This is a genomic window from Blastococcus carthaginiensis (assembly GCF_030731085.1).
In the GTDB taxonomy this organism is placed as follows: domain Bacteria; phylum Actinomycetota; class Actinomycetes; order Mycobacteriales; family Geodermatophilaceae; genus Blastococcus; species Blastococcus carthaginiensis.
The window spans coordinates 1-24,811 of record NZ_JASNFN010000030.1 but is presented as its reverse complement, the minus strand read 5'-3'; the positions used below and the strand labels follow the sequence as shown (position 1 = coordinate 24,811).

The window sequence follows — 24,811 nt, the reverse complement described above, 5'->3', positions numbered from 1 at the left end:
GCTTCACAGGGGCGCGCCGGTGCGTTCGAGCTCACTCCGGAGGGTGAGCAGCCCGCGGCGCTGGAGTGCCTTGACCGCCGCCACCGACCGGCCCATGGCCGCAGCGACCTGCTCCAGGCTGAGGTCGGCGACGATGCGCATGAGGAGGACCGAGCGCTGATCGTCCGGCAGGGAGGCGCACAACTGCTCGACGGCGCTCGAGCCCAGGAGCACGAGGGCGTCCTCCTCGACGTTCCCGCCCACGGTGCCGCCGAGCAGGTCCTCGTCGGAGCCGGAGGTCTGCGGACGGCGGCTGCGGCGTCGCCAGTCGTCGACGAGCCGGCGGTGCGCGATGGTGAACACCCAGGCCCGCAGGGCCCCCTCGTCGCCCTCGAACGAGGACAACCCGGTGAACAGGCCGATGAAGGTCTCGCTCGCGAGGTCGTCGGGTTCGAGCGCGCCGTGCAGCCGCAGGTACCCCGTCACGGACGGTGCGAGGTCGCGATACAGCGCCTCGAAGGCCCAGGGCGCGCCGGCCTGCGCCGCGGAGAGGACCTCCGGGAAAGGGGTTCCGATCGCCACGGCTCACCTCCGACCGGCATGGGCGTCAGCCCTGTCATCGGCAGGAGCGGCCGGGAACGTGAGCCCGGGTGGGCGGGTTGCCGCACCGGGAGCCCCTGAAGCCTGCGCGAGTGCGACGAACTCGGGGCCATCAGCGGCTGATGACCACGAGTTCGTCGCACTCGGTGGGCGTCGGCTCAGGGCAACCGGTGCCGCCGCACCGGGACCGGATCAGAGCAGGCCGCGGGAGCGCAGCGACCGCAGCCCGGCGAAGACGTGCCGGCGGAGCAGGTCCTGCGTCTTCTCCGGCATGCCGACGAAGCGCAGGCTCAGCTCGATGCCGCCGTCCTTGCGCGGGATCCGCCGCATCACCTCGCCCTGGCAGGTCAGCTCCTGCCCCTCCTCCAGGCAGACGGCCAGCGGGAGGTGGGCGCCCACGCGCAGCGGGTTCTCGGCTTCCCCGTGGGAGAGGTGGTCCGCCACCGGCTGCTCGGCAGTGAGGTCCGCCACCGGCTGCTCCGCAGGGAGGTCCTCCGCGGGCTGCGCGGCCGCCGTCTCCGGCATGGTGGCGCCGGCACGGTCGCGCGGCGCGAACAGGGCCCGGATCCCGCCCTCGCTGATGTCGACCGTCAGGCCGTGCAGCACGTCCGGCCCGACGGTCATCCGCACCTGCAGGCTCAGCGGCGCGCGCACCGCGGACCGGCGCTGCCCCCGGGTCGACGGGCCGACGGGGCGCAGCCGCCACTGCGGCGGGTGGAGCTCCGCGGCGATCAGCTCGGTCGGGAGGGAGCGGAGCTCCTCGGGTCCGCGCCAGATGACCTCGACGTGCTCGCCGACGTCGAGCCGGACCCGCCGCCTCGAGCGGTCCTCGCCGATCGACACCACGATCTCGGTGGGGTCCGCCGACTCGACCAGGCTGATCAGCACGTCACCCCGGCTCGTGGCGAGCAGGTCCACCACGGTGCGGGCTTCCGGGTAGTCGACCCCCGCGTTCTCCGGCATTCCGACCCCTCCTCCATCCAGAACGGGTGCGTCCTGGATCGCGCGCAGGTTAGCGGGGCGAGGTGACCGTGAGGGTGCGTTACCGGGGAAATCCGATCGGCGTGTCGTCACCGAGGGTGCGGCGCCGTGCATGGGTCAGGCGGGGCCGCAGCTGACCAGGTGGTCGACGGCGGCGGCGAACCCGCCGACGCCGTCCAGCGCCTCGGCGAACGGCACCCGCAGGTCGTAGCAGCCGTCGCGGCCCTGCACCCGGAAACGGACGCCGAAGCGGTCCAGCCCCAGCAGCCGGACGTCGTCGTGCCGCCCCGCCCAGTGCTGCACCCGCGTGCACAGCCGGCCCAGCGGCACCCGGTGGGCGGACATCAGCTCGGTCTCCGCCGCGCTGACGGCGTCGGGCCGGGCGGCGCGGAAGTCGTCGGGGTCCACCTCGGCGCGGGTGCCGGACTCCTCGAGCTCGACCTCGGCCAGGTCCAGCCGCACCAGCGCTGCGCCCAGGCCCACCTCGAAGAGCACGTCCGCCGGCGAGCTGTCGGCGAAGTCGAGCACCAGCTGCGGCACGTCCGGCTCGCCCACGGGCACCAGCCAGCCGGTCAGCTGCACCAGGCCCCGCACCGGGTGGCGCAGCGGGAAGGGGGCGCGGTCGGCGACGGTCAGCCGCGCGGGGACGTCGCCCAGCGGGGAGCCGCGCAGCGCCGTCGTCACGCCGCCGCCGGCGGGGACGACGAGCAGGACGTCGCCGTCGGCCGTCGTCGTCGCGGCGAGCACCGAGCAGGACCCGGTCCCGGCCACGTGGAGGGCGGCGGCGGAGCGCGCCGCGACCGTGCGGGCGCGCTCGGCCGCCGGCGGCTGCCGGTCGACGGCCGCGGACGAGTGCGTGGGGCCGGCCGTCATGGACCACCTCGGTGTGCTCGTGGGCGAGTAGTAAGGTGAGCCTAACCAAACCGGAGGTCCCGAGTGAACACGCCCCGTCCCAAGGTCCGGCTCAGCCGCGCGCTGGGCATCCCGCTCACGCCGAAGTGCGTCCAGTACTTCGAGCGCCGCCCCTACCCGCCGGGCGAGCACGGGCGGAAGCGTCGCAAGGACAGCGACTACTCCACCCGCCTCAAGGAGAAGCAGCGGCTGCGCGCGCAGTACGACATCAGCGAGACCCAGCTGCGCGCCGCCTTCGACCGCGCCAAGCGCAGCGGCGGGAAGACCGGTGAGGCGCTGATCCAGGACCTCGAGTCGCGGCTGGACGCCACCGTGCTGCGGGCCGGCTTCGCCCGCACGATCTACCAGGCCCGCCAGTTCGTCACCCACCAGCACGTGCTGGTCAACGGCAAGCGCGTCGACCGCCCCTCCTACCGGCTCCAGCCCGGTGACTTCGTGCAGGTCGCCGAGAAGTCGCGGGCCAAGGAGCCGTTCGTCGTCGCCGCCTCCGGGGCGCACGCCGAGCCGCCGGCCTACCTCGAGGTGCGGCTGGCCGACCTGGTCTGCCGCTACGAGCGGACGCCGGGCCGCGACGAGGTGCCGGTGGTCTGCGAGGAGCAGCTGGTCGTGGAGTACTACTCCCGCTGAGCAGCGCGCGAACCCCGTGTACTCGTGGCCGTCGGCGCCGGCGGCCACGAGTCCGTGCCCCCGGGGCCGGCGATCCGCGGCAGGGGCGACCCGGCGGGGTGCCTCCCGGTCGTGCCCAATGCACCTGCCGCGGGTGCGGGTGCGAGGATTCGCGCGGCACGAGCGGACGGTCACCGGATCGGCGGCGCGGGGCGTGCCCGGCCGGTGGGGAGCGCAGCGCTGAACAGGCAACTGGCGGAGCTGATCCCCGGGAACCCCCGGTCGGAGCTCCAGCGGATGGTCCTCGAGCACGACTGGGCGGACACCCCGCTGGGGCCGCAGCAGGACTGGTCGCCGACGCTGCGCAGCGCCGTCAGCATCTGCCTGAACTCCCGGTTCCCCATGCTGCTCATGTGGGGGCCCGAGCTGGTCATGGTCTACAACGACGGCTACGCGCCGATCCTGGGTGGGCGGCACCCCGCGGCCCTCGGCGAGCGGGTGGCCGACGTCTGGCCCGACGTGTGGGCCGACATCGAGCCCATGATCGCCGAGGTCTACGCCGGCGGTGCCACCTACGACGAGGACCTCCCGCTCGTGATGACCCGGCACGGGTACGACGAGGAGACCTACTTCACCTTCGCCTACAGCCCGGTCGTCGAGCCCGGCGGCGCGGTGGTCGGGCTGCTCGACACGGTCGTCGAGACCACGTCCCGGGTGCTCACCGCCCGCCGGCTCGGCGTCCTGCAGCGGCTGGGCAGCCTGCCGCGGGCCGCGCACGGGGACACGACCGAAGCGGTCGTCACCGCGCTCGAGCTGCTCGCCGACGCCCGGCCCGACTGCCCGTTCGGTCTGGTCTACCTGGCCGACGACGCAGGGGTGCCGCGCTTCGTCGCCGGGCAGGGCCTCGCCGTCCGCGGGGGGCCGGCCACCGGCGACGTCCCCGAGCAGGTGTTCCGGGCGATGGCCACGGGAGAGGCGCAGACGGTCACCGGCCTGGCGGAGCTCCTGCCGGGGTTCTCGATCGCCGGCGCGAGCCCCGCCGCGCAGGTCGACGTCGACACCGCCGTCGTCCTGCCCCTCACCGCCGCGGGCGCCGAGCGGCCGATCGGCGCCCTGGTCCTGGGCGCCAGCCCCCACCTCCCCCTGGACGACGACTACCGCGTCTTCATGGCGCTGGTCGCGGGGCAGGTCGCCGCGACCGTCGCCGATGCGCAGGCGGTCGCGGCCGAGCGCCGCCGGGCCGAGGAGCGGGCGCGGTCCGAGCGGGCGCGGGCGCAGTTCTTCACCGACGTCGCCGTCACCCTGCAGCGCGCGGTCCTCGGCCCCACCGTGCTGCCCGAGGGGTTCGCCGTCCACTACGAGCCGGCGGCCGGGACCCTGGAGGTGGGCGGCGACTGGTACGACGTGGTGGACCTGCCCGGCGGCGGCTACGGCGTGGTCGTGGGCGACGTGGTCGGTCGCGGGCTGCCCGCCGCCGCGGTGATGGGGCAGCTGCGCAGCGCCGGACGCGCCCTGCTGCTGGAGAGCCGGTCCCCCTCCCACGCCCTCGAGGCGCTCGACCGGTTCGCCGCCATGGTGCCCGGCGCCGCGGTCAGCACGGTGTTCTGCGCGGTCCTCGATCCGCGCACCGGGTCGCTGCGCTACAGCAGCGCGGGTCACCCGCCGGCGGTCCTCGCCGAGGCCGACGGCGGGACCCGCCTGCTGGAGGACGCCGCCTCCCTGCCCCTGGCGGTGGTCGAGGGGCTCGACCGGCCCGAGGCCGAGGTCGTGCTCCCGGCCGGCTCCACGCTCCTGCTCTACACCGACGGCCTGGTCGAACGGCGGGACGAGGCCATGGACGAGGGCATCGGCCGGGCCGCGGCGGCGCTGGCCGAGGGCCGGCACCTCGGCCCGGCGGAGCTGAAGGCGCAGCTCACCGAGCGGCTGCTCGGCGACGCCCCGGACGACGACGTCGCCTTCGTGCTCGTCCGCCGCAGCTGACGACCGCGCCCGCGCTCACCCGTCCAGGACGCCGCGGAAGGTCTCCTCGGTCTCGGTGAACAGCTCGGCCAGGCCCTCGCCGTCGATGAACTCCTCGGGTACGTACCGCTCGTCCAGCGTCTCCACCACGCTCGCCTCCTCCGCCGCGCTGCGCAGCGTGTCCTCGAGCGTCTGCCGCACGTCGTCGGGGAGCCCGGCGGGCGCGACGACCCCGAAGGTCGTCGTGCTCTGGACGAGCTCGGGGTACCCCTCGTCGACGAAGGTGGGGGCGTCCACGTAGGGCAGCGGCTCCTCGCTGCCGACGGCGAGGACGCGCAGGTCGCCGGACTCGACGGCCGGCAGCACGTCCTGCGAGAGGTTGAGGAAGCCGGCGGTCACGTTGCCGCCCAGCAGCGCCGTCTGGACCTCCGAGTTGCCGTCGAACGGGACGACGGTCAGCGGGACGTCGTAGAGCTGGGTGATCCGCCGCGCCTCGGCGGCGTGGGTGTTGGTGGCGCCCGGCGTGCCCACGGTGACCGAGCCGGGTTCGTCCTGCGCGGCGCCGAACAGCGACGCCAGGTCCTGGTGCGGCGAGTCGGCCGGCACCACGATGCCCGACGGCACGCGCGTGACGACGCCGATCGGGGTGAAGTCCTCGCGGGTGTAGCCGATGTCGTTGGTCAGGTAGTTGAGCACCGCGGTCGGCAGCGCGGTCATGGAGAGCGTGTGCCCGTCGGCCTCCTCCTGGATCAGCTGCTGGTACGCGGTGGCGCCCGAGGCCCCGGGGAGGTTCTCGACGACGACGGACTCCCCCAGCTCCTCCTCCATGTGCGCGGCCAGGGCGCGCGCCGCGATGTCGGTCGGGCCGCCCGCGGTGTACGGGACCAGCAGCCGGACGCTCTCCGACGGGAAGCCGCCCCCGCCCGGGCCGGGGTCGTCGCCGCCGCAGGCGGTCAGCGCGGTGGCGGTGAGCAGGGCGACGAGCACGCGGGCAGATCGCATGGGAGCTCCTGATGTGGGGGACGGCGGCGTCGCCGTCGCACCGGGTCACCGCCCGTGTCCGGCGGTGTGCTCATCGTGCGGCATCCCGACCGGCCCGGCATCCGCGCTGCCCGTCAGGTGGGGAGCCGCACCACCAGCAGCGCGATGTCGTCGTCGCCCCGGCTGCCCAGGGCGCTGAGCAGCCCGTCGCACATGCGGTCCAGGGGCTCCCGGCCGAGCTCCCGCAGCGTCCGCACCAGCCAGGTCGTGCCGTCGTCGAGGGTCATGCCGCGGCGCTCGACCAGCCCGTCGGTGTAGAGCAGCAGCGTGTCGCCCCGGTGCAGCAGCAGGTCGTGGTCGGTGCGCGCCGGCCCGTCGCCGGGGCCGGCGCCCAGCAGCCGGTCGGGCATCCGCTCCAGCACCTCGACCCGGCCGTCGGCCCGCACGAGCACCGGCGGGGGGTGCCCCGCGTTGGACCACTGCAGCGGCACCGCGCCGTCCACCGCACCCCGCGGGTCGATGGTGGCCACGGCGACCGTCACCAGCGTCTCCAGGCCCAGCCCTGCCAGGACGTCGTCCAGCACGGTCAGCGCGGCGGCGGGGGAGCCGTGCCCCACCCGGGCCAGGGCGCGCAGCATGCCGCGGGTCTGCGCCATGGTGGCCGCCGCCGGGGCGTCGTGGCCGGCGACGTCGCCGATGACCAGCATCGTCCGCCCGTCGGACAGCGGGAAGGCGTCGTACCAGTCGCCGCCCACCTGGGCCTCCCGGGCGCCGGGGAGGTAGCGCGCGGTGGTCTCCAGTCCCGGGACGGTCGGGATGTCGCCCAGCAGGGCCCGCTGCAGCGTCTCCCCGGTCCGGACGGCGGCCCGCGTCGCCGCGGCCTCGGCGCCGAGCCGGGCGACGTGGGCTTCCCGGCGCAGCCGCAGCTGGCAGGTGACCACGGCCAGCGCGCCGCCGAGGGCGACGGCGATCAGGCGGATGGTCTGCGCCACCGCCGTCTCGGCGGTGTACTGCTGGCTGTAGAGGCCCAGCAGGGTGGCGACGACGAACGCGGCCGCGGCGTAGGCGACCGTGGTCCGCCGGCCCAGGAAGGTGGCCGAGGCGAGCGGTGCGATGACGCTGAGCCCGAGCACCACCTGGCCGCGGCCGCTGACGACCTCGGCGATCACGACGAGCAGCAGCACGAGGGCCGGCAGCGCGGCGTTCACGCGCCGTGACCGCTTCACCGCATCCCCCTCGTGCCCGCCCAGTGACGCGGCGCGTCCGGGGCCCAACCTAGAGGACGGCGGCCGTGGATCGGGTCACGGCGGGAGCGGTCAGGCGCCCGTTCCGGGCATGGCGTCCAGCGGCAGCCCGACGTAGAGCATGCCGATCAGGGCCCCCGCGTCGTCCCGCAGCCCGGTGTAGGCGGTGAAGTACGGCCGGTCGGCCACCGTGGCGGCGCCGGTGTAGGTCTCGCCGGCGAGGACCGCCGCGAGCACCGGATTCGGGCGGCCGTCGGCGTTCGTGCGGCCGATCGCGGTGCCGACGTTGCGCCGGCCGGCCGGGTTCAGCACCGTCGTCGCCACGCGCACCATGCCGCCGTCGCCGTCCAGGCGCTGGAACACCGTGCAACTGCCCCCGACCTCGCGCACCACGTCGTCGACCAGCACGGCCGCGCGCCGGGGGTCGTCGCTGCGCTCCAGCGGCCGGCCGCCGACCAGCAGGTCGGGGAGCTCCGCCGTGCGCGTGGCCCCGGTGGTCTGGTCGCGCACGGTCAGCCTGGTCCGGCCCGCGCCGAGCCGCGCGCCGCCCAGGTCGGCCAGCTGCTGCTCGGCCACCGCCAGGGCCCGGCGGACGTAGACCACCCGCTGGCTCTCGGCCAGCTGCCCGACGGCCTCGCTGATCCGGGCGGAGCCGCCGGCGGCGCGCTCGACGTTCTCCACGACGCGGTCGGTGGCCGCCCGCTGCTGCTCGACCGCGGCGGCGATGGTGTCCTGCGCCTCGGCGATCGAGCCGAGCGTGCCGGTGATCCGCTGGACCGCCTCGACGGCGTGCTGGGTCTCCCGCTGCACCGCCGTGATCTGGGCGTCGATGTCGCGGGCGGCCTGCGCCGTCCGGTCGGCGAGCTCCTTGACCTCGTCGGCGACGACGGCGAACCCGCGGCCGAGGTCACCGGCGCGGGCGGCCTCGACGGAGGCGTTCAGCGCGAGGAAGCGGCTCTGCTGGCTGATCGCGCTGATCAGCCGCACGAACTGGGTGATCGACTCGCTCGCGGTCTGCAGCGCGGCGATCCGCTCGTCGACCGCCCGCGCGTCCTGCACCGCCTCCTCGGCGACGGCCGAGGCCCGGCCGGTGCTCGCGGAGATGTCGCCGATCGCAGCGCGCAGCTCGGCGAGAGAAGCGGCGGCCTCCGCGGAGGTGTCGGAGACCTCGCGCGAGGCCTGGGCGAGGACGCCGGCCTGCCGGGCGGCATCCTCCATGCTGGTGTCCCGCTCGGCGGCGCGCCGGGGTGCGCGGGGCGCCGGGACGACCGCCGGCGTCGCGGGGGGAAGCGGAGCGGGACCTGACGACGTGGACGGACGCACGACCCGTTCCCTCCTGCGGCTGATCGGCGGACCGGCCCGTGAGCGGGCCGTCCCGGAACCGTAGGGCGCACGGCAGGAGGCCGGGGAAGGCGCGCCGGTCGGTGGCTGATCCGGCCCGGCGGAGACCATTCCGGTGCCATTCGGTGACCGCCCCGGAAATGTCGACTCAGCGACTCGAGCTTCTTTTGGGGCAGGAGTTGAGAATGCGCGGGGCCGTGCCGAGAACAGGGGCGTCAATGATTCGGCGCAGCCAGCACGTGGACCGGGTGACCAGCATCCCGGCGGGTCTGGGCCACTGAGAGAACAGGACCACTGCAATGCGCCTGTCGCGCGTTCTGCTCGCCGGTGTCGCGGTCGCCGGCGTCGCCGCCACCACCTCCGCCTTCACCGCCAGCAACACCGTTCCGCCGAGCACTGCCGGCTACGGCTCCGCCACGGTCAGCGGCGCCACCGCTACGGACATCGCCTACGTGCTCGACGCGGCCGACAAGTCCCTGGTGGACTCGATCAACTTCGAGATCACCGAGGACATCACCGGCATGCAGGCCTTCCTGACGCTGCGCACCGGCGCGGCCCCGGGCACCGTCGTCGGGACCCCCATCAGCTGCGTCGTCGGCACACGGACCACGATCTCGCCCGTCACCTGCTCCGTCCCGGATCAGCCGCTGGTCTCGTTCAACTCCATCGGGCTGACGATCGCCCAGTAATCCGACGCCGGGACGGGTGGTGCGGCGCAGCTTCCGCACCACCCGACCGTGGTGAGGTGCCTCTCCCATGACAGCCACGTCCAAGGTCGCCCGCGCCAGCGCAGTCATCGCGCTGGCGCTGGCGACCATGTGGTTGTTCTGGCCATCCACGCTCGGGGGCGGCACCACCTACATCAACACCTTCGGCACGAGCATGGAACCGGGTTTCCGGACCGGCGACCTCGCCGTCCTGAGCAGGGCCGGCTCCTACTCCGTGGGCGAGGTCGTCGCCTACCGGAGCGAGTCGCTCGACACGGTCGTCATGCACCGCATCGTCGCCGCGGACGCCGAGGGCTTCGTGACCCAGGGGGACAACAACGACTGGCTCGACGAGGACCGCCCCACGCAGGAGGAGATCCTCGGCCGGCTGTTCGTCCGCATCCCCCAGGGCGGCAAGGCGCTGGAGGCGATCAGCTCGCCGTCGGTGCTCTCGCTCGTGGGTGTCGCGTCGGCCCTCGTCCTCGCCGCGGGCCGCCGGAAGCGCGGCGGGCACCGCGCCCGGGCGCTCCGCCGGCGGCTGCCCGCCCTGCGCACGCCGTCGGTCTCCCTGTCGTCGGTCTCCCTGCCGTCGTTCTCCGTTCCCTCGTTCTCCGTGCCCTCGGTGCAGCTGCCCCGGGTGCCCCGCGGTTCGCTGACGGTGCTCGTGCGGGCACGATCCCGCCAGGTCGCGCTGACCGCCGCGGCCGTCGCGCTGGTCGCCGCCCTCGGCGCCGGCGCCCTCGTCGTCGTCCCCGGGACCGAGACGGTCGAGGAGCCGCTCACGGTCACCCAGCAGGGGCGCTTCTCCTACGCCGGGACCGCCGAGCGCGGCACCACCTACCCCGACGGGACGGTGGCGACCGGGGACACCGTGTGGACCCGGCTGTCGACCGGCCTGACCGTCTCCTACGAGGACACCGTCACCGGCCCGGACCTCGCCGGCCTCCAGGGCGCCCTGCGCCTCGACGTCACCGTGCAGGCCGCCGACGGCTGGAGCACCTACCTGGGCAGCGGCCCCGTCGTCGGCTTCACCGACGGGGTGGCGACGGCGTCGGTCGACGTCGACGCCGCCCGCGCCGCCGAGGTGCTGGCCCGGCACTACGCCGAGGTCGGCGTCTCGGGCAGCACCGCGACGCTGACCGTCACCCCCACCGTGGCGCTCTCCGGCACCGTGCGGGGCACGGCGTTCGAGGCGGGCTCCCCGGCCGGGCTGGACTTCGCGCTCGACCCGACGGCCCTGCGCCTGGCCGGCGACCCCGAGACCGTGCTGAGGACGCTGACCCCGACCTCCGTGCCGGTGACGACGGTCGGCCCCCGCTCGTTCGACGTCCTGGCCCTGTCGGTCCCCATCGGGGTGGCCCGCGGTGCGGTCCTCGCCGTGCTGGCGCTCGCCCTGCTCGTCGCCGCGGTCGGGACGGTGCTCGGCCGGGCCGGCCGCGGCGACGCCGCCGACGAGTTCCTCGTGCGGCACGCCGACCGGATCGTGCCGGTCAACGGGCTCGCCGCGGGCGGCACCGTCATCGACGTCTCCGACGCCGACTCGCTGCGCCGGGTCGCCGAGCGCTTCGACACCGTCGTCCTGCACCACGCCGGCCCGGACGAGGACGTCTTCGCCGTCCGCGACGTGGACGCCACCTACCGCTTCGTGGTCCCCGGCGGCGCCGAGCGCCGCGGGCGGCCGCCGGTGCCGTCCCGGGAGCGCCGGCCGGTCCCGGACGAGGACCTCACCGCACCGCTCCCGCAGGTCGGCCTCCGCGGCCTCCTGGCCTGACCGTTCCCGGGGACGACTTCGGGGAAGCAGGGCTCCGGACCGTCGTCCGGACCCCCGCTTCCCCGAAGTCGTGTTCTGGGAGCTACGCCTTGACGATCGCGGCGACCGGGCCGCCGCCGGACGGGCCCTGGTGCACCGCGGCCACCGAGACGAACACCGCCGGATCACCGGTCACCGACGCGGTGACGCCGCCGACGGTCGCCTTGATCTGGCGGTGCCAGGAGACGTCGGAGTCGTCGAGCATCGCGTTGCGCCGCCCGCGCACCTTGCCGTCGGGCGAGGCCTCGCACTTGAGGAAGACGTTGACCAGCCGGTCGCCCAGGTCGGTGTGGTGCGGGCGCTCGGGCAGCTCCAGGCCGGCGTCGCGGATCGCGCTCCAGATGCCGTCCTGGTCGAGGGCATCCTTCATCACCGAGTGGCCGACGCGGTAGCTGCCGCCGTGCCCGCGGGCGTTGCCGACGACGACGATCTGCGCCCGGTCCAGCTCCACGCCCGACGAGCAGGACGCGACCGAGGAGTACAGGGACAGGTCGCGCATGACCTGCTCCTGCGTCGGCATCTCGATCTCGCCGAGCGCCACCGCGATGCCCAGCGCCGTCGTGCCGTTGGAGATGTCCATCGAGCCGTGCGGCTCCTCCAGGATCGTCGTCTCCCCGCGCTGGTGGGCGTCGCGGATCGTGTCGATCGTCAGCAGCGGCGTCTTGGTCTGCACGTAGTGCACGTCGGCCGGGTCGGTGATGCCCGCGGCCGCCATCGCCTTCTTCACGCCCTCGGCGACCTTCTCGACCATCGCCACCCGGCCGATGTCCTCGGGCAGCAGGACGTCGCTCATCGCGTAGCCCACGGTCAGCCGCGGCTCGTCGGTCTTCTCGACGGCGTCCTCGGGAAGCGTGGCGAAGATCGTCGCGTGCGGGCTGATGACGCCGTCGGTGCCGCCGGACCACACGATCGGGATGTCACCGACCTCCTCCTTGGAGCGGCTGCCCTTCTCGAGCAGCACCTCGCGGAAGGCGCGGTCGGCGATGATCCGCGTGTAGTCGTTGATCCCGCCGTTGCCCTCGGTCTTGCCGATGACGGCGACGACGCGGTCGGCCTCCATCACGCCGTCGTCGATGAGCTTGGCGAGCTCGGAGGCGTCGCTGACGTTGTGCAGCGGGACCTTGCGGACCTCGATCGGTGCGGGCATGCGGATTCCCTTCAGGAGGAGGTGAGGACGGTGCCGGCGTCGTCGCCGCGGACGGCGTCGGCGATGTGGTCGAGCGAGGTGATGACGGCGCGCGGGGGCGGGGCGTGGCCGGGGGTGGAGCCCTCCACGAAACGTAGGGCGGCCTCGACCTTGGGGCCCATCGAGCCGCGGGCGAACTGGCCCGCGGCGGCGAGCTCGCGGACCTCGGCGACGGTCACCCGGCCCAGCGGGCGCTGCGCCGGCGTCCCGAAATCGACCATGACGTTCGGGACGTCGGTGGCGATCACGAGGGTGTCGGCCTCGACGTCGCGGGCGAGGATCGCGGCGGTCAGGTCCTTGTCGATGACCGCCTCGACGCCGCGCAGGGCGTGCCCGTCCACGTGGTCGTCGACGACGGGGATGCCGCCGCCGCCGGCGCAGACGACGACGAACCCGGCCGCGGCCAGGGCGTGGATGGCGGGGGAGTCGACGACGGACAGCGGCTCCGGGGAGGCGACGACGCGCCGCCAGCCCTTCTCCCCGCGGTCCTCCCAGATCTGCCCGAGCGAGACGAACCGTTCCGCCCGCTCGCGGGGGAGGAAGCGGCCGACCGGCTTGGACGGCTCGGCGAAGTGCGGGTCGTCGCCGTCGACGAGCGTCCGGGTGACCAGGGCGGCGGTGCGCTGCGGCAGGCCGCGCGCGGCGAGAGCGGCGTCGAGCTCGTCGGCCACGGTGAAGCCGATGGTGGCCTGGGTCTGGGCGACGTTCCAGTCCAGCGGCACCGGCGGCACCTCGTGCGCCGCGAGCTCGTTCTTCACCAGCAGGTTGCCCACCTGCGGGCCGTTGCCGTGGGTGAGCACCACCTGCACGCCGGCGGCGACCACCTCGGCGACGTGCCCGGCGGCCTCCCGGATCGCATCGCGCTGTGCCTCGGGTGTCGCGGAGCCGTCGGGGCCGGTCATGGCGTTGCCGCCGAGGGCGATCACCACGCGGTTCGACGTCACCCCGGGAACCCTAGCCGCATTTCCCTTAGCGGTGAAGTAGTTGCCCCGGTCCGGGTCAGCTCGGCTCGGCCGGCTGGTCGTCGTAGCTGCCCAGCGGCCGTTGCGCCCACAGCACGTCCCGCCACCGGCCGTGCTTCCAGCCGATGCGCCGGTAGGTGCCGATCGGTTCGAAGCCCATCGCCGCGTGCAGCCCCTCGCTCGGCTCGTTGGGCAGCGTCATGCCGGCGATCGCGGTCCGGTAGCCGCGCGCGGCCAGCCGGTCGAACAGGGCGGTGTAGAGCGCGCGCCCGCCGCCGCGCCGCCCGCGATCCGGCACCAGGTAGACGCTGACCTCGCACGACCACCGGTACGCCGCGCGCTCCTTGTACGGCCCGGCGTAGGCGTACCCGACGACGACGCCGTCGTCCTCCAGCACCAGCCACGCGTGCGTGCGCAGGGCCGCGACGATCCGGCCGGCCATCTGCTCGGCGGTCGGCGGCTCGGTCTCGAAGGTGATCGCGGTGCCGCTGACGTAGGGCGCGTAGATCGCCGCGCAGGCGGCGGCGTCGGCCACGGTGGCGTCCCGGGTCGTCGGAGCGGAGGCAGCCATGATCAGCAACGTAGGCCGGGTGGGCCGGGGCCGGGCGTGAGGTCGGCCACCTCGGCCCGGCGTCGACGGAGCGCCCCCGGTCCGCTCCGCTAGCGTCCCCCGCCGTGCCCGCCGCCCCCTCGTCGACGACCGTCGCGGGGCTGGTGACCGCGCTCGTCGGCTTCCTGAGCTCCTTCGCCGTCGTGCTCACCGGGCTCCGCGCGGTCGGCGCCACCCCGGGGCAGGCGGCCTCGGGCCTGGTCGTGCTGTCGATGGCGATGGGGGTGGCCACCGTGCTGCTGGCCCAGCGGACGCGGATGCCGATCACCGTCGCCTGGTCCACGCCCGGTGCGGCCCTCCTCGCGACCGCCTCCGCGCCGTCCTGGGAGGTGGCCGTCGGCGCCTTCGTGCTGGTCGGCGCGCTCGTCCTGCTCACCGCGGCGTGGCCCCGGTTGGGGTCCGCGATCGGCGCGATCCCGCCGGTGCTTGCCCAGGCGATGCTGGCCGGCGTCCTGGTCCCGCTCTGCCTGCAGCCGGTCCGGTCCGCGCTGGAGATGCCCTGGCTGGTGGTCCCGGTCGTGCTGGTCTGGGCGGTCCTGCTGCGCTTCTCCCCCCGCTGGGCCGTGCCGGCCGCGTTCGCCGTCACCCTCGGCATCATCGGCTGGCTGGCCTGGCGCGACGGCGGGGTGGACGCCGCCGCCCTGGTCCCCGTCCTCGAGTGGACGACGCCGGCCTTGGGCTCGACCGCAGTGATCGGGCTCGCGCTGCCGCTGTTCCTGGTCACCATGGCCTCGCAGAACGTGCCCGGCATGGCGGTGCTGGCGGCCTACGGCTACCGGGCGCCCTGGCGGTCGGCCATGGCCGTCACCGGCGCCGGCACGCTGCTCGGCGCCCCGTTCGGCGGGCACGCGATCAACCTGGCCGCCATCAGCGCGGCGCTCGCCGCCGGCCCCGAGGCGGACCCCGACCCCTCACGCCGCTACCTCGCCGCCCGCACCGCCGGCCTGACCTACGTCGGCTTCGCGCTCGTCTCGGCCGCCGTCGCCGCGCTGGTGGTCACGGCCCCGGCCGGCTTCGTCGCCGCGGCCGCCGGCCTGGCGCTCTGGCCCGTGCTGGCGGCCTCCCTGAGCGGCGCGCTGGCGCGGCCGGAGGACCGGATCCCCGTCGTCGCCACCATCCTCGTGGCGATCAGCGGCGTCACCGTGGGCGGCATCGGATCGGCGTTCTGGTCGCTCGTCGTCGGCCTGGCGTTCTGGGCCTGGTACCGGCCGCAGCCCGCCGTCGCCCCGGCCTGACGGTCAGCGGCGCCAGAAGTCGAAGCGGTCGCGTCCGGGCCGGAAGCCGGCGGCCTCGGCGACGGCGGCGGCCAGGTCGAACTTCTGCCCGACGGCCGTGGGCGCGTGGGCGTCGCTGCCGAAGCTGACCGCCTCGCCGCTCTCCTCGCGGAACCAGCGCACCTGGTCGGCGGAGGCGAGCGGGCTGCTGGTGTTGATCTCCAGCGCCCGGCCGCTGCCGGCGAGCGCCCGGAACACCGCCCGGTACTCCTCCTCGTAGTCCTTCTCCACGTACCGGTGGCTGCCGCCGGGCCAGTACCGCCGCGGGAAGTCCACGTGGGCCAGCACCTGGAAGACGTCGCTGCTCTCGATCATCCCGACCATCTCGCCGAGGTAGCGGCGCATCGTCGCGTCGGCGTCGACGTGCAGCAGCCGCCCCACCCCGACCAGCCGGCCCTCGTCGGAGAGCGAGTGCAGCGAGCCCAGGATCCGGTCGACCGGGGAGTCCTCGAGGTGCCTGGCGATGCTCGCAGCGAACAGGTGCGGCTCGCCCGTCTCGATCCCCGACCAGATGCGCAGCTCCGGGAACCGGCCGCGGACCTCGGCCAGCTCCGCGACGTACCCCTCGACGTCGATGGGCAGCTGGTGGGCCGGGTAGCGGTCGACCAGCCCCTCCTCGGTGGCCCGGTCCTCGTCGTGCCACACGGTGAAGTCCAGGTGCTCGGTGAACGCGATCGCCGGCAGCCCCTGGGCGATCGCCCGCTCGCAGGCCTTGCGCATGGTCGAGGAGTCGGGTGTGTCCCACGACCAGTGGGTGTGCACGTGGTTGTCGGGCGGCAGTTGCCCCTGGTGTGCCCTCTCGAGTGCCATCGCCTGTGGATTCTCCCCCGCCGTCCCCAGGTGCCGCGCGGCCACCCGTTCCGTCCCTGCCCGTGCCTACTGTCGTCGGCATGAGCACCGCCGCACCGCCGTCCTCGATCGCCGACGAGGCCCTGGAGATCCTCCGGGAGCTGACCGGCCGCCCCGACGCCGTCTTCCGCGAGGGGCAGGACGCCGCCGTCGCCGCGCTGGTCGAGCGCTCCCAGCGGGCGCTGGTCGTCCAGCGCACCGGCTGGGGCAAGTCCGCCGTCTACTTCGTCTCCACCGCCCTGCTCCGCCGCCGCGGCGCGGGCCCGACGCTGCTCGTGTCGCCGCTGCTGGCGCTGATGCGCGACCAGGTGGCCGCCGCGGCCCGCGCCGGCATCCGCGCGGTCGAGATCTCCAGCGCCAACATGACCGAGTGGGACGACATCGCGGCCCGCCTGGCCGCCGACGACGTCGACGTCCTGCTCGTCTCGCCCGAGCGGCTCACCAACCCGCGGTTCCGCGAGGAGCAGCTGCCCGGGCTGGTCGCCCGGTGCGGCCTGGTGGTCGTCGACGAGGCGCACTGCGTCTCCGACTGGGGGCACGACTTCCGCCCCGACTACCGCCGCATCCGCGACCTGCTGGGCACCCTTCCCGACGGCACCCCCGTGCTGGCGACGACGGCGACGGCGAACGAGCGGGTGGTCGCCGACGTCGCCGAGCAACTGGGCGCCGGTGGCGTCGAGGTGACGACGGTCCGCGGCCCGCTCTCCCGCGACTCGCTGCGGCTGGGGGTGCTCCGGCTGCCGTCGGACCGGGCGCGGCTGGCCTGGCTGGCCGCCCACCTCGGCGACCTGCCGGGCAGCGGCATCGTCTACACGCTCACCGTCGCGGCGGCGGAGGAGACGGCGAACCTGCTGCGCGACGCCGGCCACGAGGTACGCGCCTACACCGGCCGCCTCGACGACGCCGACCGCAAGGACGCCGAGGAGGCGTTGCGGGGCAACGAGGTGAAGGCGCTGGTCGCCACCTCGGCCCTCGGCATGGGCTTCGACAAGCCCGACCTGGGTTTCGTCGTCCACCTGGGGGCGCCGTCCTCCCCGGTCAGCTACTACCAGCAGGTCGGCCGTGCCGGGCGCGCCGTCGAGCACGCCGACGTGCTGCTGCTCCCCGGGCCGGAGGACATCGCCATCTGGCAGTGGTTCGCCACCTCCTCGATGCCGCGGGAGGACCACGCCGCCGCGGTGCTGACGGCGATGGCCGACGGCAGGGCCTGGTCGGTCGCCCGCCTGGAGACGGTCGCCGACGTGCGCCGGTCCCGCCTGGAGCTGCTGCTCAAGGTGCTCGCCGTCGACGGCGCGGTGGAGCGCGTGCAGGGCGGCTGGCGGTCCACCGGGCAGCCGTGGGTCTACGACGCGGACCGCTACGCCCGCGTCACCCGCACCCGCGAGGCCGAGCAGCGCGCGATGCTCACCTACGCCAAGCCCGTCGACGAGGCCGAGTGCCGCATGGCCTTCCTGCAATCCGCGCTCGACGACCCGACGGCGTCCCCCTGCGGCCGCTGCGACGTCTGCGCGGGCCCCTGGTACGCGGCCGACGTGCCCGAGGCGGCGTCCGAGGCGGCGTCTGCCGCGCTGGACCGGCCCGGTGTGGAGCTGGCGCCGCGCGCGATGTGGCCGACCGGCGCCGACCGGCTGGGCGTCGACGTGAAGGGGAAGATCCCGCCGGGGGAGCAGCTGCAGACGGGCCGGGCGGTGGCCCGGCTCACCGACCTGGGCTGGGGCCAGCGGTTGCGCAGCCTGCTCGGGGACGACGGCGTCGGCGGGGTGGTCGAGCTCGACCTCGAGGCGCCGGGCATCGAGGAGGACCCGGACGCGGCCTTCGAGGTCCCGGTGCGGCGCTCGGTCTCCGACGTGCCACCCGACGAGGAGCTGCTGCGGGCCTGCGGCCGGGTGCTCGCCGCCTGGGACTGGACAGAGCGCCCGGCCGCGGTGGTGGCGATGCCGTCGCGACGCCGCCCGCAGCTGGTGAGCGGCGTCGCGCAGGGCCTGGCTCGCATGGGGCGGCTGCCCTACCTCGGCGAGCTCTCCCTCGCGCACGGTGGGCCGACCGGGCAGCCCGGGGGGAACAGCGCTTTCCGGCTGGCCGCGGTGTGGGACCGGATCGTCGTGGGACCGGAGCTCCGCGCGCGGCTGGCGGAGGTCTCGGGGCCGGTGCTGCTCGTCGACGACCTGGCCGACTCGCGGTGGACCATGACCGTCGCCGGCCGGGAGCTGCGCCGGGCCGGGGCGGCGTCGATCCTGCCGTTCGCCCTGGCGCTCACCGCCTGACGGCCCATCCGTGAGTCGGCGACGGGTGAGGCCCACCGGGTCCGCGCACTGCGCCCGCGCCTCGCGCGCTCACCTGGCCCGCCAGGTGGTCCGGGGGTGGGACCGCTGTCCACAGCTTTTCGCACACATGTGCGGAAAGTCGGAGTAGCGTGCCGGCATGCAGCTCGCGCACCAGCCCTCCATCTGGGACCTGGCCGAGGAGGCCGCGCTCACGCCCCTCGCCGGCCGCGTCGCGCGGCACGAGCTCTCCGCCGGCGCGTGGGTCGACCACCTGCCGGGCTGGGTGACCGGCTCCGACGAGGTGCTGGACGTGCTGCTCGGCGACATCGGCTGGCGGGAGGACCGCCGCCAGATGTACGAGCGCGAGGTCGCCGTACCACGGCTGCTCCGCTGGTACTCCGGCCAGGAGGAGCTCCCGCACCGGCTGCTGACCGACGCGCGCGAGCAGCTGAACCGCCACTACCTGCCGGAGCTCGGCGAACTCTTCGTCACCGCGGGCATGTGCCTCTACCGGGACGGGCGCGACAGCGTGGCCTGGCACGGCGACCGGATCGGCCGCGGGCGATCGGCGGACACCATGGTGGCCATCGTCTCCTTCGGGTCCCCGCGGCCGCTGCTGCTGCGGCCGGCCGGTGGTGGGGAGTCGCTGCGGTTCCCCCTCGGGCATGGCGACCTCGTCGTGATGGGTGGCTCGTGCCAGCGGACGTGGGAGCACTGCATCCCCAAGACGGCGAGGCCGGTGGGTCCGCGGGTGAGCGTCCAGTTCCGCCCGCGTGGCGTCGCCTGAGAAGGACCTCCCGCGCCGCCTCCCGTGCAGGCTCGGGGCGGTGCCCGGGACGGGGCCGGGGACCCCCCCTGCAGGCCCCCTCCGGGGGCGTGTACTGTTCTCCCTGCACCGAGCGAGAACGGACCGGGCCGCGAGGCCCGGGAAACCGCCGGCAGAGCCCCTGAGGCCGAGCTGCTGCGGAGCCCGGTGTAGAGTGGGGAAATCGCCTCGAACGAAGGCCAAGAAATTGGCCCGGATTCGTGCGCGTCCGCTCCTTGAGAACTCAACAGCGTGCCGAAAGTCAGTGCCAAGTAATACCCCGTGCCGGTCTTCGGATCGGCTGGGATTCCTTTGGTTGATTGATATCGAGAGTGTCAGCTCTCGGTTCTCAGCCGGTATCAAATCATCTACGGAGAGTTTGATCCTGGCTCAGGACGAACGCTGGCGGCGTGCTTAACACATGCAAGTCGAACGGTGAACCGCTTCGGTGGGGATCAGTGGCGAACGGGTGAGTAACACGTGGGCAACCTGCCCCTGGCTCTGGGATAACTCCAAGAAATTGGGGCTAATACCGGATATGACCGCTGACCGCATGGTCTGGTGGTGGAAAGATTTATCGGCTGGGGATGGGCCCGCGGCCTATCAGCTTGTTGGTGGGGTAGTGGCCTACCAAGGCGACGACGGGTAGCCGGCCTGAGAGGGTGACCGGCCACACTGGGACTGAGACACGGCCCAGACTCCTACGGGAGGCAGCAGTGGGGAATATTGCGCAATGGGCGGAAGCCTGACGCAGCGACGCCGCGTGGGGGATGACGGCCTTCGGGTTGTAAACCTCTTTCAGCAGGGACGAAGCGAGAGTGACGGTACCTGCAGAAGAAGCACCGGCCAACTACGTGCCAGCAGCCGCGGTAATACGTAGGGTGCAAGCGTTGTCCGGAATTATTGGGCGTAAAGAGCTCGTAGGCGGTTCGTCGCGTCGGCTGTGAAAACCTGAGGCTCAACCTCAGGCCTGCAGTCGATACGGGCGGACTTGAGTTCGGCAGGGGAGACTGGAATTCCTGGTGTAGCGGTGAAATGCGCAGATATCAGGAGGAACACCGGTGGCGAAGGCGGGTCTCTGGGCCGAAACTGACGCTGAGGAGCGAAAGCGTGGGGAGCGAACAGGATTAGATACCCTGGTAGTCCACGCCGTAAACGTTGGGCGCTAGGTGTGGGGGCCATTCCACGGTCTCCGTGCCGCAGCTAACGCATTAAGCGCCCCGCCTGGGGAGTACGGCCGCAAGGCTAAAACTCAAAGGAATTGACGGGGGCCCGCACAAGCGGCGGAGCATGTTGCTTAATTCGATGCAACGCGAAGAACCTTACCTAGGCTTGACATGCACGGAAATCCTCCAGAGATGGGGGGTCCGTAAGGGCCGTGCACAGGTGGTGCATGGTTGTCGTCAGCTCGTGTCGTGAGATGTTGGGTTAAGTCCCGCAACGAGCGCAACCCTCGTTCTATGTTGCCAGCACGTGATGGTGGGGACTCATAGGAGACTGCCGGGGTCAACTCGGAGGAAGGTGGGGATGACGTCAAATCATCATGCCCCTTATGTCTAGGGCTGCAAACATGCTACAATGGCCGGTACAAAGGGCTGCGATACCGCGAGGTGGAGCGAATCCCAAAAAGCCGGTCTCAGTTCGGATTGGGGTCTGCAACTCGACCCCATGAAGTTGGAGTCGCTAGTAATCGCAGATCAGCAACGCTGCGGTGAATACGTTCCCGGGCCTTGTACACACCGCCCGTCACGTCACGAAAGTCGGTAACGCCCGAAGCCGGTGGCCCAACCCCTGTGGAGGGAGCCGTCGAAGGCGGGATCGGCGATTGGGACGAAGTCGTAACAAGGTAGCCGTACCGGAAGGTGCGGCTGGATCACCTCCTTTCTAAGGAGCATCTCACTACCTCCGCTTCGCGGGGGTGGTGCAGAGCCGCGCCCAGGCCGTGACGGCCCCTCAGTCTCGGGGGGTCGCGTCGTGTCTGGGGTGGTGCTCGAGGGTGGAACGCTGACCAGTTCGCACCGGCAGCCTGGTGCTGCCCCTAGTACTGCACACATCTGGTGTGTGCGTGGAGCGGGGTGGGGTCGGGTGGCTGGTGGTAGGCACGCTGTTGGGTCCTGAGGGAGCGGACCCGGGGTCCCCGTGAAGGGGGGTTCTGGTTCTGGTTTCTCGTGTCAGGGCCGTCTGGGTCTCGTACCGCTGATCGCCGCCTGTGGGTGGGGTCGGGTCTGGCGGGGTCGGTGCAGGCGGTGGCTGGTCGTACGTTGAGAACTGCACAGTGGACGCGAGCATCTTCTGACTCTGGTAGCAGAGTTTCAAGTGTTGTAGGCCCGCTGCACGCTTCCTTCCGGGGGTGTGGGGCGGGATTTTTGTGTGGCCAAGTTGTTAAGGGCACACGGTGGATGCCTGGGCACCAGGAGCCGATGAAGGACGTAGGAGGCTGCGATAAGCCTCGGGGAGCTGTCAACCGAGCGTTGATCCGAGGATTTCCGAATGGGGGAACCCCGCACCAGTCATGTGGTGTGACCCGCGCCTGAACACATAGGGCGTGTGGAGGGAACGTGGGGAAGTGAAACATCTCAGTACCCACAGGAAGAGAAAACAACAGTGATTCCGTGAGTAGTGGCGAGCGAAAGCGGAAGAGGCTAAACCGATCGCATGTGATAGCCGGCAGGCGTTGTGTGGTCGGGGTCGTGGGACAGTTCTGCATCCTCTGCCGGGGGTGCGGGGAGTCATAAAGGATCTGTGTTAGTGGAAGGCCTCTGGAAAGGGTCGCCGTAGAGGGTGAGAGCCCCGTACACGAAAACACGGTCCCTCCCGAACTTGTTTCCCAAGTAGCACCGAGCCCGTGAAATTCGGTGTGAATCCGGCGGGACCACCCGCTAAGCCTGAATACTCCCTGGTGACCGATAGCGGACAAGTACCGTGAGGGAAAGGTGAAAAGTACCCCGGGAGGGGAGTGAAATAGTACCTGAAACCGTGTGCCTACAAGCCGTGAGAGCCTTATGCCACTTCGTGTGGCGGGGGTGATTGCGTGCCTTTTGAAGAATGAGCCTGCGAGTTAGCGGTACGTGGCGAGGTTAACCCGTGTGGGGTAGCCGTAGCGAAAGCGAGTCCGAACAGGGCGATCTCCAGTCGCGTGCTCTAGACCCGAAGCCGAGTGATCTACCCATGGCCAGGTTGAAGCGCGGGTAAGACCGCGTGGAGGACCGAACCCACCAGGGTTGAAAACCTGGGGGATGAGCTGTGGGTAGGGGTGAAAGGCCAATCAAACTCGGTGATAGCTGGTTCTCCCCGAAATGCATTTAGGTGCAGCGTCACGTGTTTCTTGCCGGAGGTAGAGCACTGGATGGCCGATGGGCCCCACAAGGTTACTGACGTCAACCAAACTCCGAATGCCGGTAAGTGAGAGCGTGGCAGTGAGACTGCGGGCGATAAGGTTCGTAGTCGAGAGGGAAACAGCCCAGATCATCGGCTAAGGCCCCTAAGCGTGTGCTAAGTGGAAAAGGATGTGGGATCGCAGAGACAACCAGGAGGTTGGCTTAGAAGCAGCCACCCTTGAAAGAGTGCGTAATAGCTCACTGGTCAAGTGGTTCCGCGCCGACAATGTAGCGGGGCTCAAGCACACCGCCGAAGCCGTGGCATTCACACAACAACCCGCCGGCATCTTTCGTGGGTGCCGGCCAGGTGTGTGGATGGGTAGGGGAGCGTCGTGTGGCGGTGGAAGCGGCGGAGTGATCCAGCCGTGGACGCCACACGAGTGAGAATGCAGGCATGAGTAGCGAGAGGGGAGTGAGAACCTCCCCCGCCGGAAGACCAAGGGTTCCTGGGCCAGGCTAATCCGCCCAGGGTGAGTCGGGACCTAAGGCGAGGCCGACAGGCGTAGTCGATGGACAACGGGTTGATATTCCCGTACCCGCGAAGGAACGCCCATGCTGAACCCAGCGATGCTGACCCACCGACGCCGGGGAGCCTCCTTGTGAGGTGAACCGGGGAAGCTGGGGACCCGGACTGGTAGTAGGCAAGCGATGGGGTGACGCAGGAAGGTAGTCCTACCGGTGAGTGGTAGTACCGGTGCAAGGGTGTGGCCCGTCCGATAGGTAAATCCGTCGGACATGAGGGTGAGGCCCGACGCATAGCCGATTGAGGCGAATTGGATGATCCTATGCTGCCGAGAAAAGCCTCTAGCGAGTTCCGAGCGGCCCGTACCCCAAACCAACTCAGGTGGTCAGGTAGAGAATACCGAGGCGATCGAGCGAACTGTGGTTAAGGAACTCGGCAAAATGCCCCCGTAACTTCGGGAGAAGGGGGGCCCCAGCCCGTGAACCACCTAGCGTGGGGCAGCGGGAGGGGGTCGCAGAGACCAGTGAGAAGCGACTGTTTACTAAAAACACAGGTCCGTGCGAAGTCGTAAGACGATGTATACGGACTGACGCCTGCCCGGTGCTGGAACGTTAAGGGGACGGGTTAGCCGCAAGGCGAAGCTCAGAACTCAAGCGCCAGTAAACGGCGGTGGTAACTATAACCATCCTAAGGTAGCGAAATTCCTTGTCGGGTAAGTTCCGACCTGCACGAATGGCGTAACGACTTCTCAGCTGTCTCAACCACAGGCTCGGCGAAATTGCACTACGAGTAAAGATGCTCGTTACGCGCGGCAGGACGGAAAGACCCCGGGACCTTTACTATAGCTTGATATTGGTGTTCGGTTCGGCTTGTGTAGGATAGGTGGGAGACTGCGAAGCGGGCACGCCAGTGTTCGTGGAGTCGCCGTTGAAATACCACTCTGGTCGAATTGGATGTCTAACCTCGGTCCGTGATCCGGATCAGGGACAGTGTCAGGTGGGTAGTTTAACTGGGGCGGTTGCCTCCCAAAATGTAACGGAGGCGCCCAAAGGTTCCCTCAGCCTGGTTGGCAATCAGGTGTCGAGTGCAAGTGCACAAGGGAGCTTGACTGCGAGACCGACGGGTCGAGCAGGAGCGAAAGCTGGGACTAGTGACCCGGCACCGGCATGTGGAAGCGGTGTCGCTCAACGGATAAAAGGTACCCCGGGGATAACAGGCTGATCTTCCCCAAGAGTCCATATCGACGGGATGGTTTGGCACCTCGATGTCGGCTCGTCGCATCCTGGGGCTGGAGTAGGTCCCAAGGGTTGGGCTGTTCGCCCATTAAAGCGGTACGCGAGCTGGGTTTAGAACGTCGTGAGACAGTTCGGTCCCTATCCGCCGTGCGCGTAAGAGACTTGAGAAGAGCTGTCCCTAGTACGAGAGGACCGGGACGGACGAACCTCTGGTGTGCCAGTTGTACCGCCAGGTGCACTGCTGGTTGGCTACGTTCGGCAGGGATAACCGCTGAAAGCATCTAAGCGGGAAGCTCGCTTCAAGATGAGGTCTCTCACCGGGTCAACCGGGTAAGGCCCCCGCCCAGACCAGCGGGTTGATAGGCCGGAAGTGGAAGCACCGCAAGGTGTGGAGCTGACCGGTACTAACAGGCCGAGGGCTTGACCACACACACCTCCTCCACGAGGGCCCTGTGTACCAAGTCATCAACGAAGATTGTCGCGTCCACTGTGCGGTTCTGAACGCACGAACCAGCCCCCCCGCCGGGGAAGTTCGAAGTTCACAGAGTTACGGCGGCCATGGCGAGAGGGAAACGCCCGGCAACATTCCGAACCCGGAAGCTAAGCCTCTCAGCGCCGATGGTACTGCCCTGGAGACGGGGTGGGAGAGTAGGACGCCGCCGGACA

17 protein-coding genes and 3 rRNA genes are annotated in these 24,811 nt (G+C 71.5%); 10 read left to right on the top strand and 10 right to left on the bottom strand.

The window, feature by feature from the left end; translation table 11 throughout:
- Window positions 1-3: 3 nt before the first annotated feature.
- The 3 genes from QOZ88_RS19010 to QOZ88_RS19000 form a co-directional block, all read right to left on the bottom strand.
- Entirely contained in the window at window positions 4-561 is a 558-nt protein-coding gene (locus QOZ88_RS19010; protein ID WP_306001278.1) for an RNA polymerase sigma factor, read from the bottom strand.
- Between the two features lie 210 nt (window positions 562-771).
- On the bottom strand, window positions 772-1,542 hold the full coding sequence (locus QOZ88_RS19005) for a PilZ domain-containing protein (RefSeq protein ID WP_306001277.1): 771 nt from the start codon (window positions 1,540-1,542) through the stop codon (window positions 772-774).
- A gap of 135 nt (window positions 1,543-1,677) precedes the next feature.
- Entirely contained in the window at window positions 1,678-2,433 is a 756-nt protein-coding gene (locus tag QOZ88_RS19000; RefSeq protein ID WP_306001276.1) for a DUF2470 domain-containing protein, read from the bottom strand.
- Window positions 2,434-2,496: 63 nt separating this feature from the next.
- On the opposite strand from QOZ88_RS19000, the gene rpsD reads away from it, so the two are divergent.
- The gene (gene rpsD / locus QOZ88_RS18995) at window positions 2,497-3,099 is read left to right on the top strand and encodes a 30S ribosomal protein S4 (protein WP_306001275.1); all 603 of its coding nucleotides are present in this window, start codon (window positions 2,497-2,499) and stop codon (window positions 3,097-3,099) included.
- 204 nt (window positions 3,100-3,303) lie between these two features.
- Window positions 3,304-5,058, top strand: coding sequence for a SpoIIE family protein phosphatase (locus QOZ88_RS18990; RefSeq protein WP_306001274.1), 1,755 nt, complete (start codon window positions 3,304-3,306; stop codon window positions 5,056-5,058).
- Between the two features lie 15 nt (window positions 5,059-5,073).
- Here the strand turns inward: QOZ88_RS18990 and QOZ88_RS18985 are convergent, their stop codons facing one another.
- The 3 genes from QOZ88_RS18985 to QOZ88_RS18975 all read right to left on the bottom strand — a co-directional run bounded on the left by QOZ88_RS18985 (window position 5,074) and on the right by QOZ88_RS18975 (window position 8,480).
- A complete protein-coding gene (locus tag QOZ88_RS18985; protein ID WP_306001273.1) occupies window positions 5,074-6,039 on the bottom strand; it encodes a tripartite tricarboxylate transporter substrate binding protein in 966 nt (321 codons plus the stop codon).
- 113 nt (window positions 6,040-6,152) lie between these two features.
- Window positions 6,153-7,244 carry a PP2C family protein-serine/threonine phosphatase gene (locus QOZ88_RS18980; RefSeq protein ID WP_306001272.1) on the bottom strand — a complete coding sequence of 364 codons (1,092 nt, stop codon included), beginning with the start codon at window positions 7,242-7,244 and terminating at the stop codon, window positions 6,153-6,155.
- 90 nt (window positions 7,245-7,334) lie between these two features.
- Complete coding sequence (locus QOZ88_RS18975) at window positions 7,335-8,480, bottom strand: Cache 3/Cache 2 fusion domain-containing protein (RefSeq protein ID WP_306001271.1); 1,146 nt, start codon at window positions 8,478-8,480, stop codon at window positions 7,335-7,337.
- Window positions 8,481-8,902: 422 nt separating this feature from the next.
- On the opposite strand from QOZ88_RS18975, the gene QOZ88_RS18970 reads away from it, so the two are divergent.
- Together QOZ88_RS18970 and QOZ88_RS18965 are read left to right on the top strand one after the other, a co-directional pair.
- Entirely contained in the window at window positions 8,903-9,292 is a 390-nt protein-coding gene (locus tag QOZ88_RS18970) for a hypothetical protein (RefSeq protein WP_306001270.1), read from the top strand.
- Window positions 9,293-9,359: 67 nt separating this feature from the next.
- A complete protein-coding gene (locus tag QOZ88_RS18965) occupies window positions 9,360-11,081 on the top strand; it encodes a signal peptidase I (protein ID WP_306001269.1) in 1,722 nt (573 codons plus the stop codon).
- An 82-nt stretch (window positions 11,082-11,163) separates the two neighbouring features.
- Here QOZ88_RS18965 and QOZ88_RS18960 read toward each other — a convergent pair whose 3' ends face one another.
- Genes QOZ88_RS18960 through QOZ88_RS18950 form a run of 3 tightly spaced genes read right to left on the bottom strand, consistent with a single transcriptional unit; the run spans window position 11,164 to window position 13,839 of the window.
- On the bottom strand, window positions 11,164-12,267 hold the full coding sequence (locus QOZ88_RS18960; protein WP_306001268.1) for a barbiturase: 1,104 nt from the start codon (window positions 12,265-12,267) through the stop codon (window positions 11,164-11,166).
- 11 nt (window positions 12,268-12,278) lie between these two features.
- Window positions 12,279-13,250, bottom strand: a complete 972-nt coding sequence (locus tag QOZ88_RS18955) for a carbamate kinase (protein ID WP_306001267.1) — start codon at window positions 13,248-13,250, stop codon at window positions 12,279-12,281.
- Window positions 13,251-13,305: 55 nt separating this feature from the next.
- On the bottom strand, window positions 13,306-13,839 hold the full coding sequence (locus tag QOZ88_RS18950; RefSeq protein ID WP_306001266.1) for a GNAT family N-acetyltransferase: 534 nt from the start codon (window positions 13,837-13,839) through the stop codon (window positions 13,306-13,308).
- 104 nt (window positions 13,840-13,943) lie between these two features.
- Here QOZ88_RS18950 and QOZ88_RS18945 point away from each other — a divergent pair, with 104 nt between their 5' ends.
- Window positions 13,944-15,113, top strand: a complete 1,170-nt coding sequence (locus QOZ88_RS18945) for a benzoate/H(+) symporter BenE family transporter (protein WP_306001265.1) — start codon at window positions 13,944-13,946, stop codon at window positions 15,111-15,113.
- A gap of 3 nt (window positions 15,114-15,116) precedes the next feature.
- Here the strand turns inward: QOZ88_RS18945 and QOZ88_RS18940 are convergent, their stop codons facing one another.
- A complete protein-coding gene (locus QOZ88_RS18940) occupies window positions 15,117-15,962 on the bottom strand; it encodes a PHP domain-containing protein (protein ID WP_306001264.1) in 846 nt (281 codons plus the stop codon).
- Between the two features lie 80 nt (window positions 15,963-16,042).
- Here QOZ88_RS18940 and QOZ88_RS18935 point away from each other — a divergent pair, with 80 nt between their 5' ends.
- The 5 genes from QOZ88_RS18935 (at window position 16,043) to rrf (ending at window position 24,810) form a co-directional block, all read left to right on the top strand.
- Window positions 16,043-18,265 carry a RecQ family ATP-dependent DNA helicase gene (locus QOZ88_RS18935; RefSeq protein ID WP_306001263.1) on the top strand — a complete coding sequence of 741 codons (2,223 nt, stop codon included), beginning with the start codon at window positions 16,043-16,045 and terminating at the stop codon, window positions 18,263-18,265.
- 157 nt (window positions 18,266-18,422) lie between these two features.
- Window positions 18,423-19,052, top strand: a complete 630-nt coding sequence (locus tag QOZ88_RS18930; protein ID WP_306001262.1) for an alpha-ketoglutarate-dependent dioxygenase AlkB — start codon at window positions 18,423-18,425, stop codon at window positions 19,050-19,052.
- Window positions 19,053-19,437: 385 nt separating this feature from the next.
- Window positions 19,438-20,954 (top strand): 16S ribosomal RNA (locus QOZ88_RS18925).
- Between the two features lie 488 nt (window positions 20,955-21,442).
- Window positions 21,443-24,573: ribosomal RNA gene (locus QOZ88_RS18920) — 23S ribosomal RNA — on the top strand.
- Window positions 24,574-24,693: 120 nt separating this feature from the next.
- Window positions 24,694-24,810 (top strand): 5S ribosomal RNA (rrf, locus tag QOZ88_RS18915).
- The 16S, 23S and 5S rRNA genes sit together here, the layout of an rRNA operon.
- Window position 24,811: the final 1 nt, after the last annotated feature.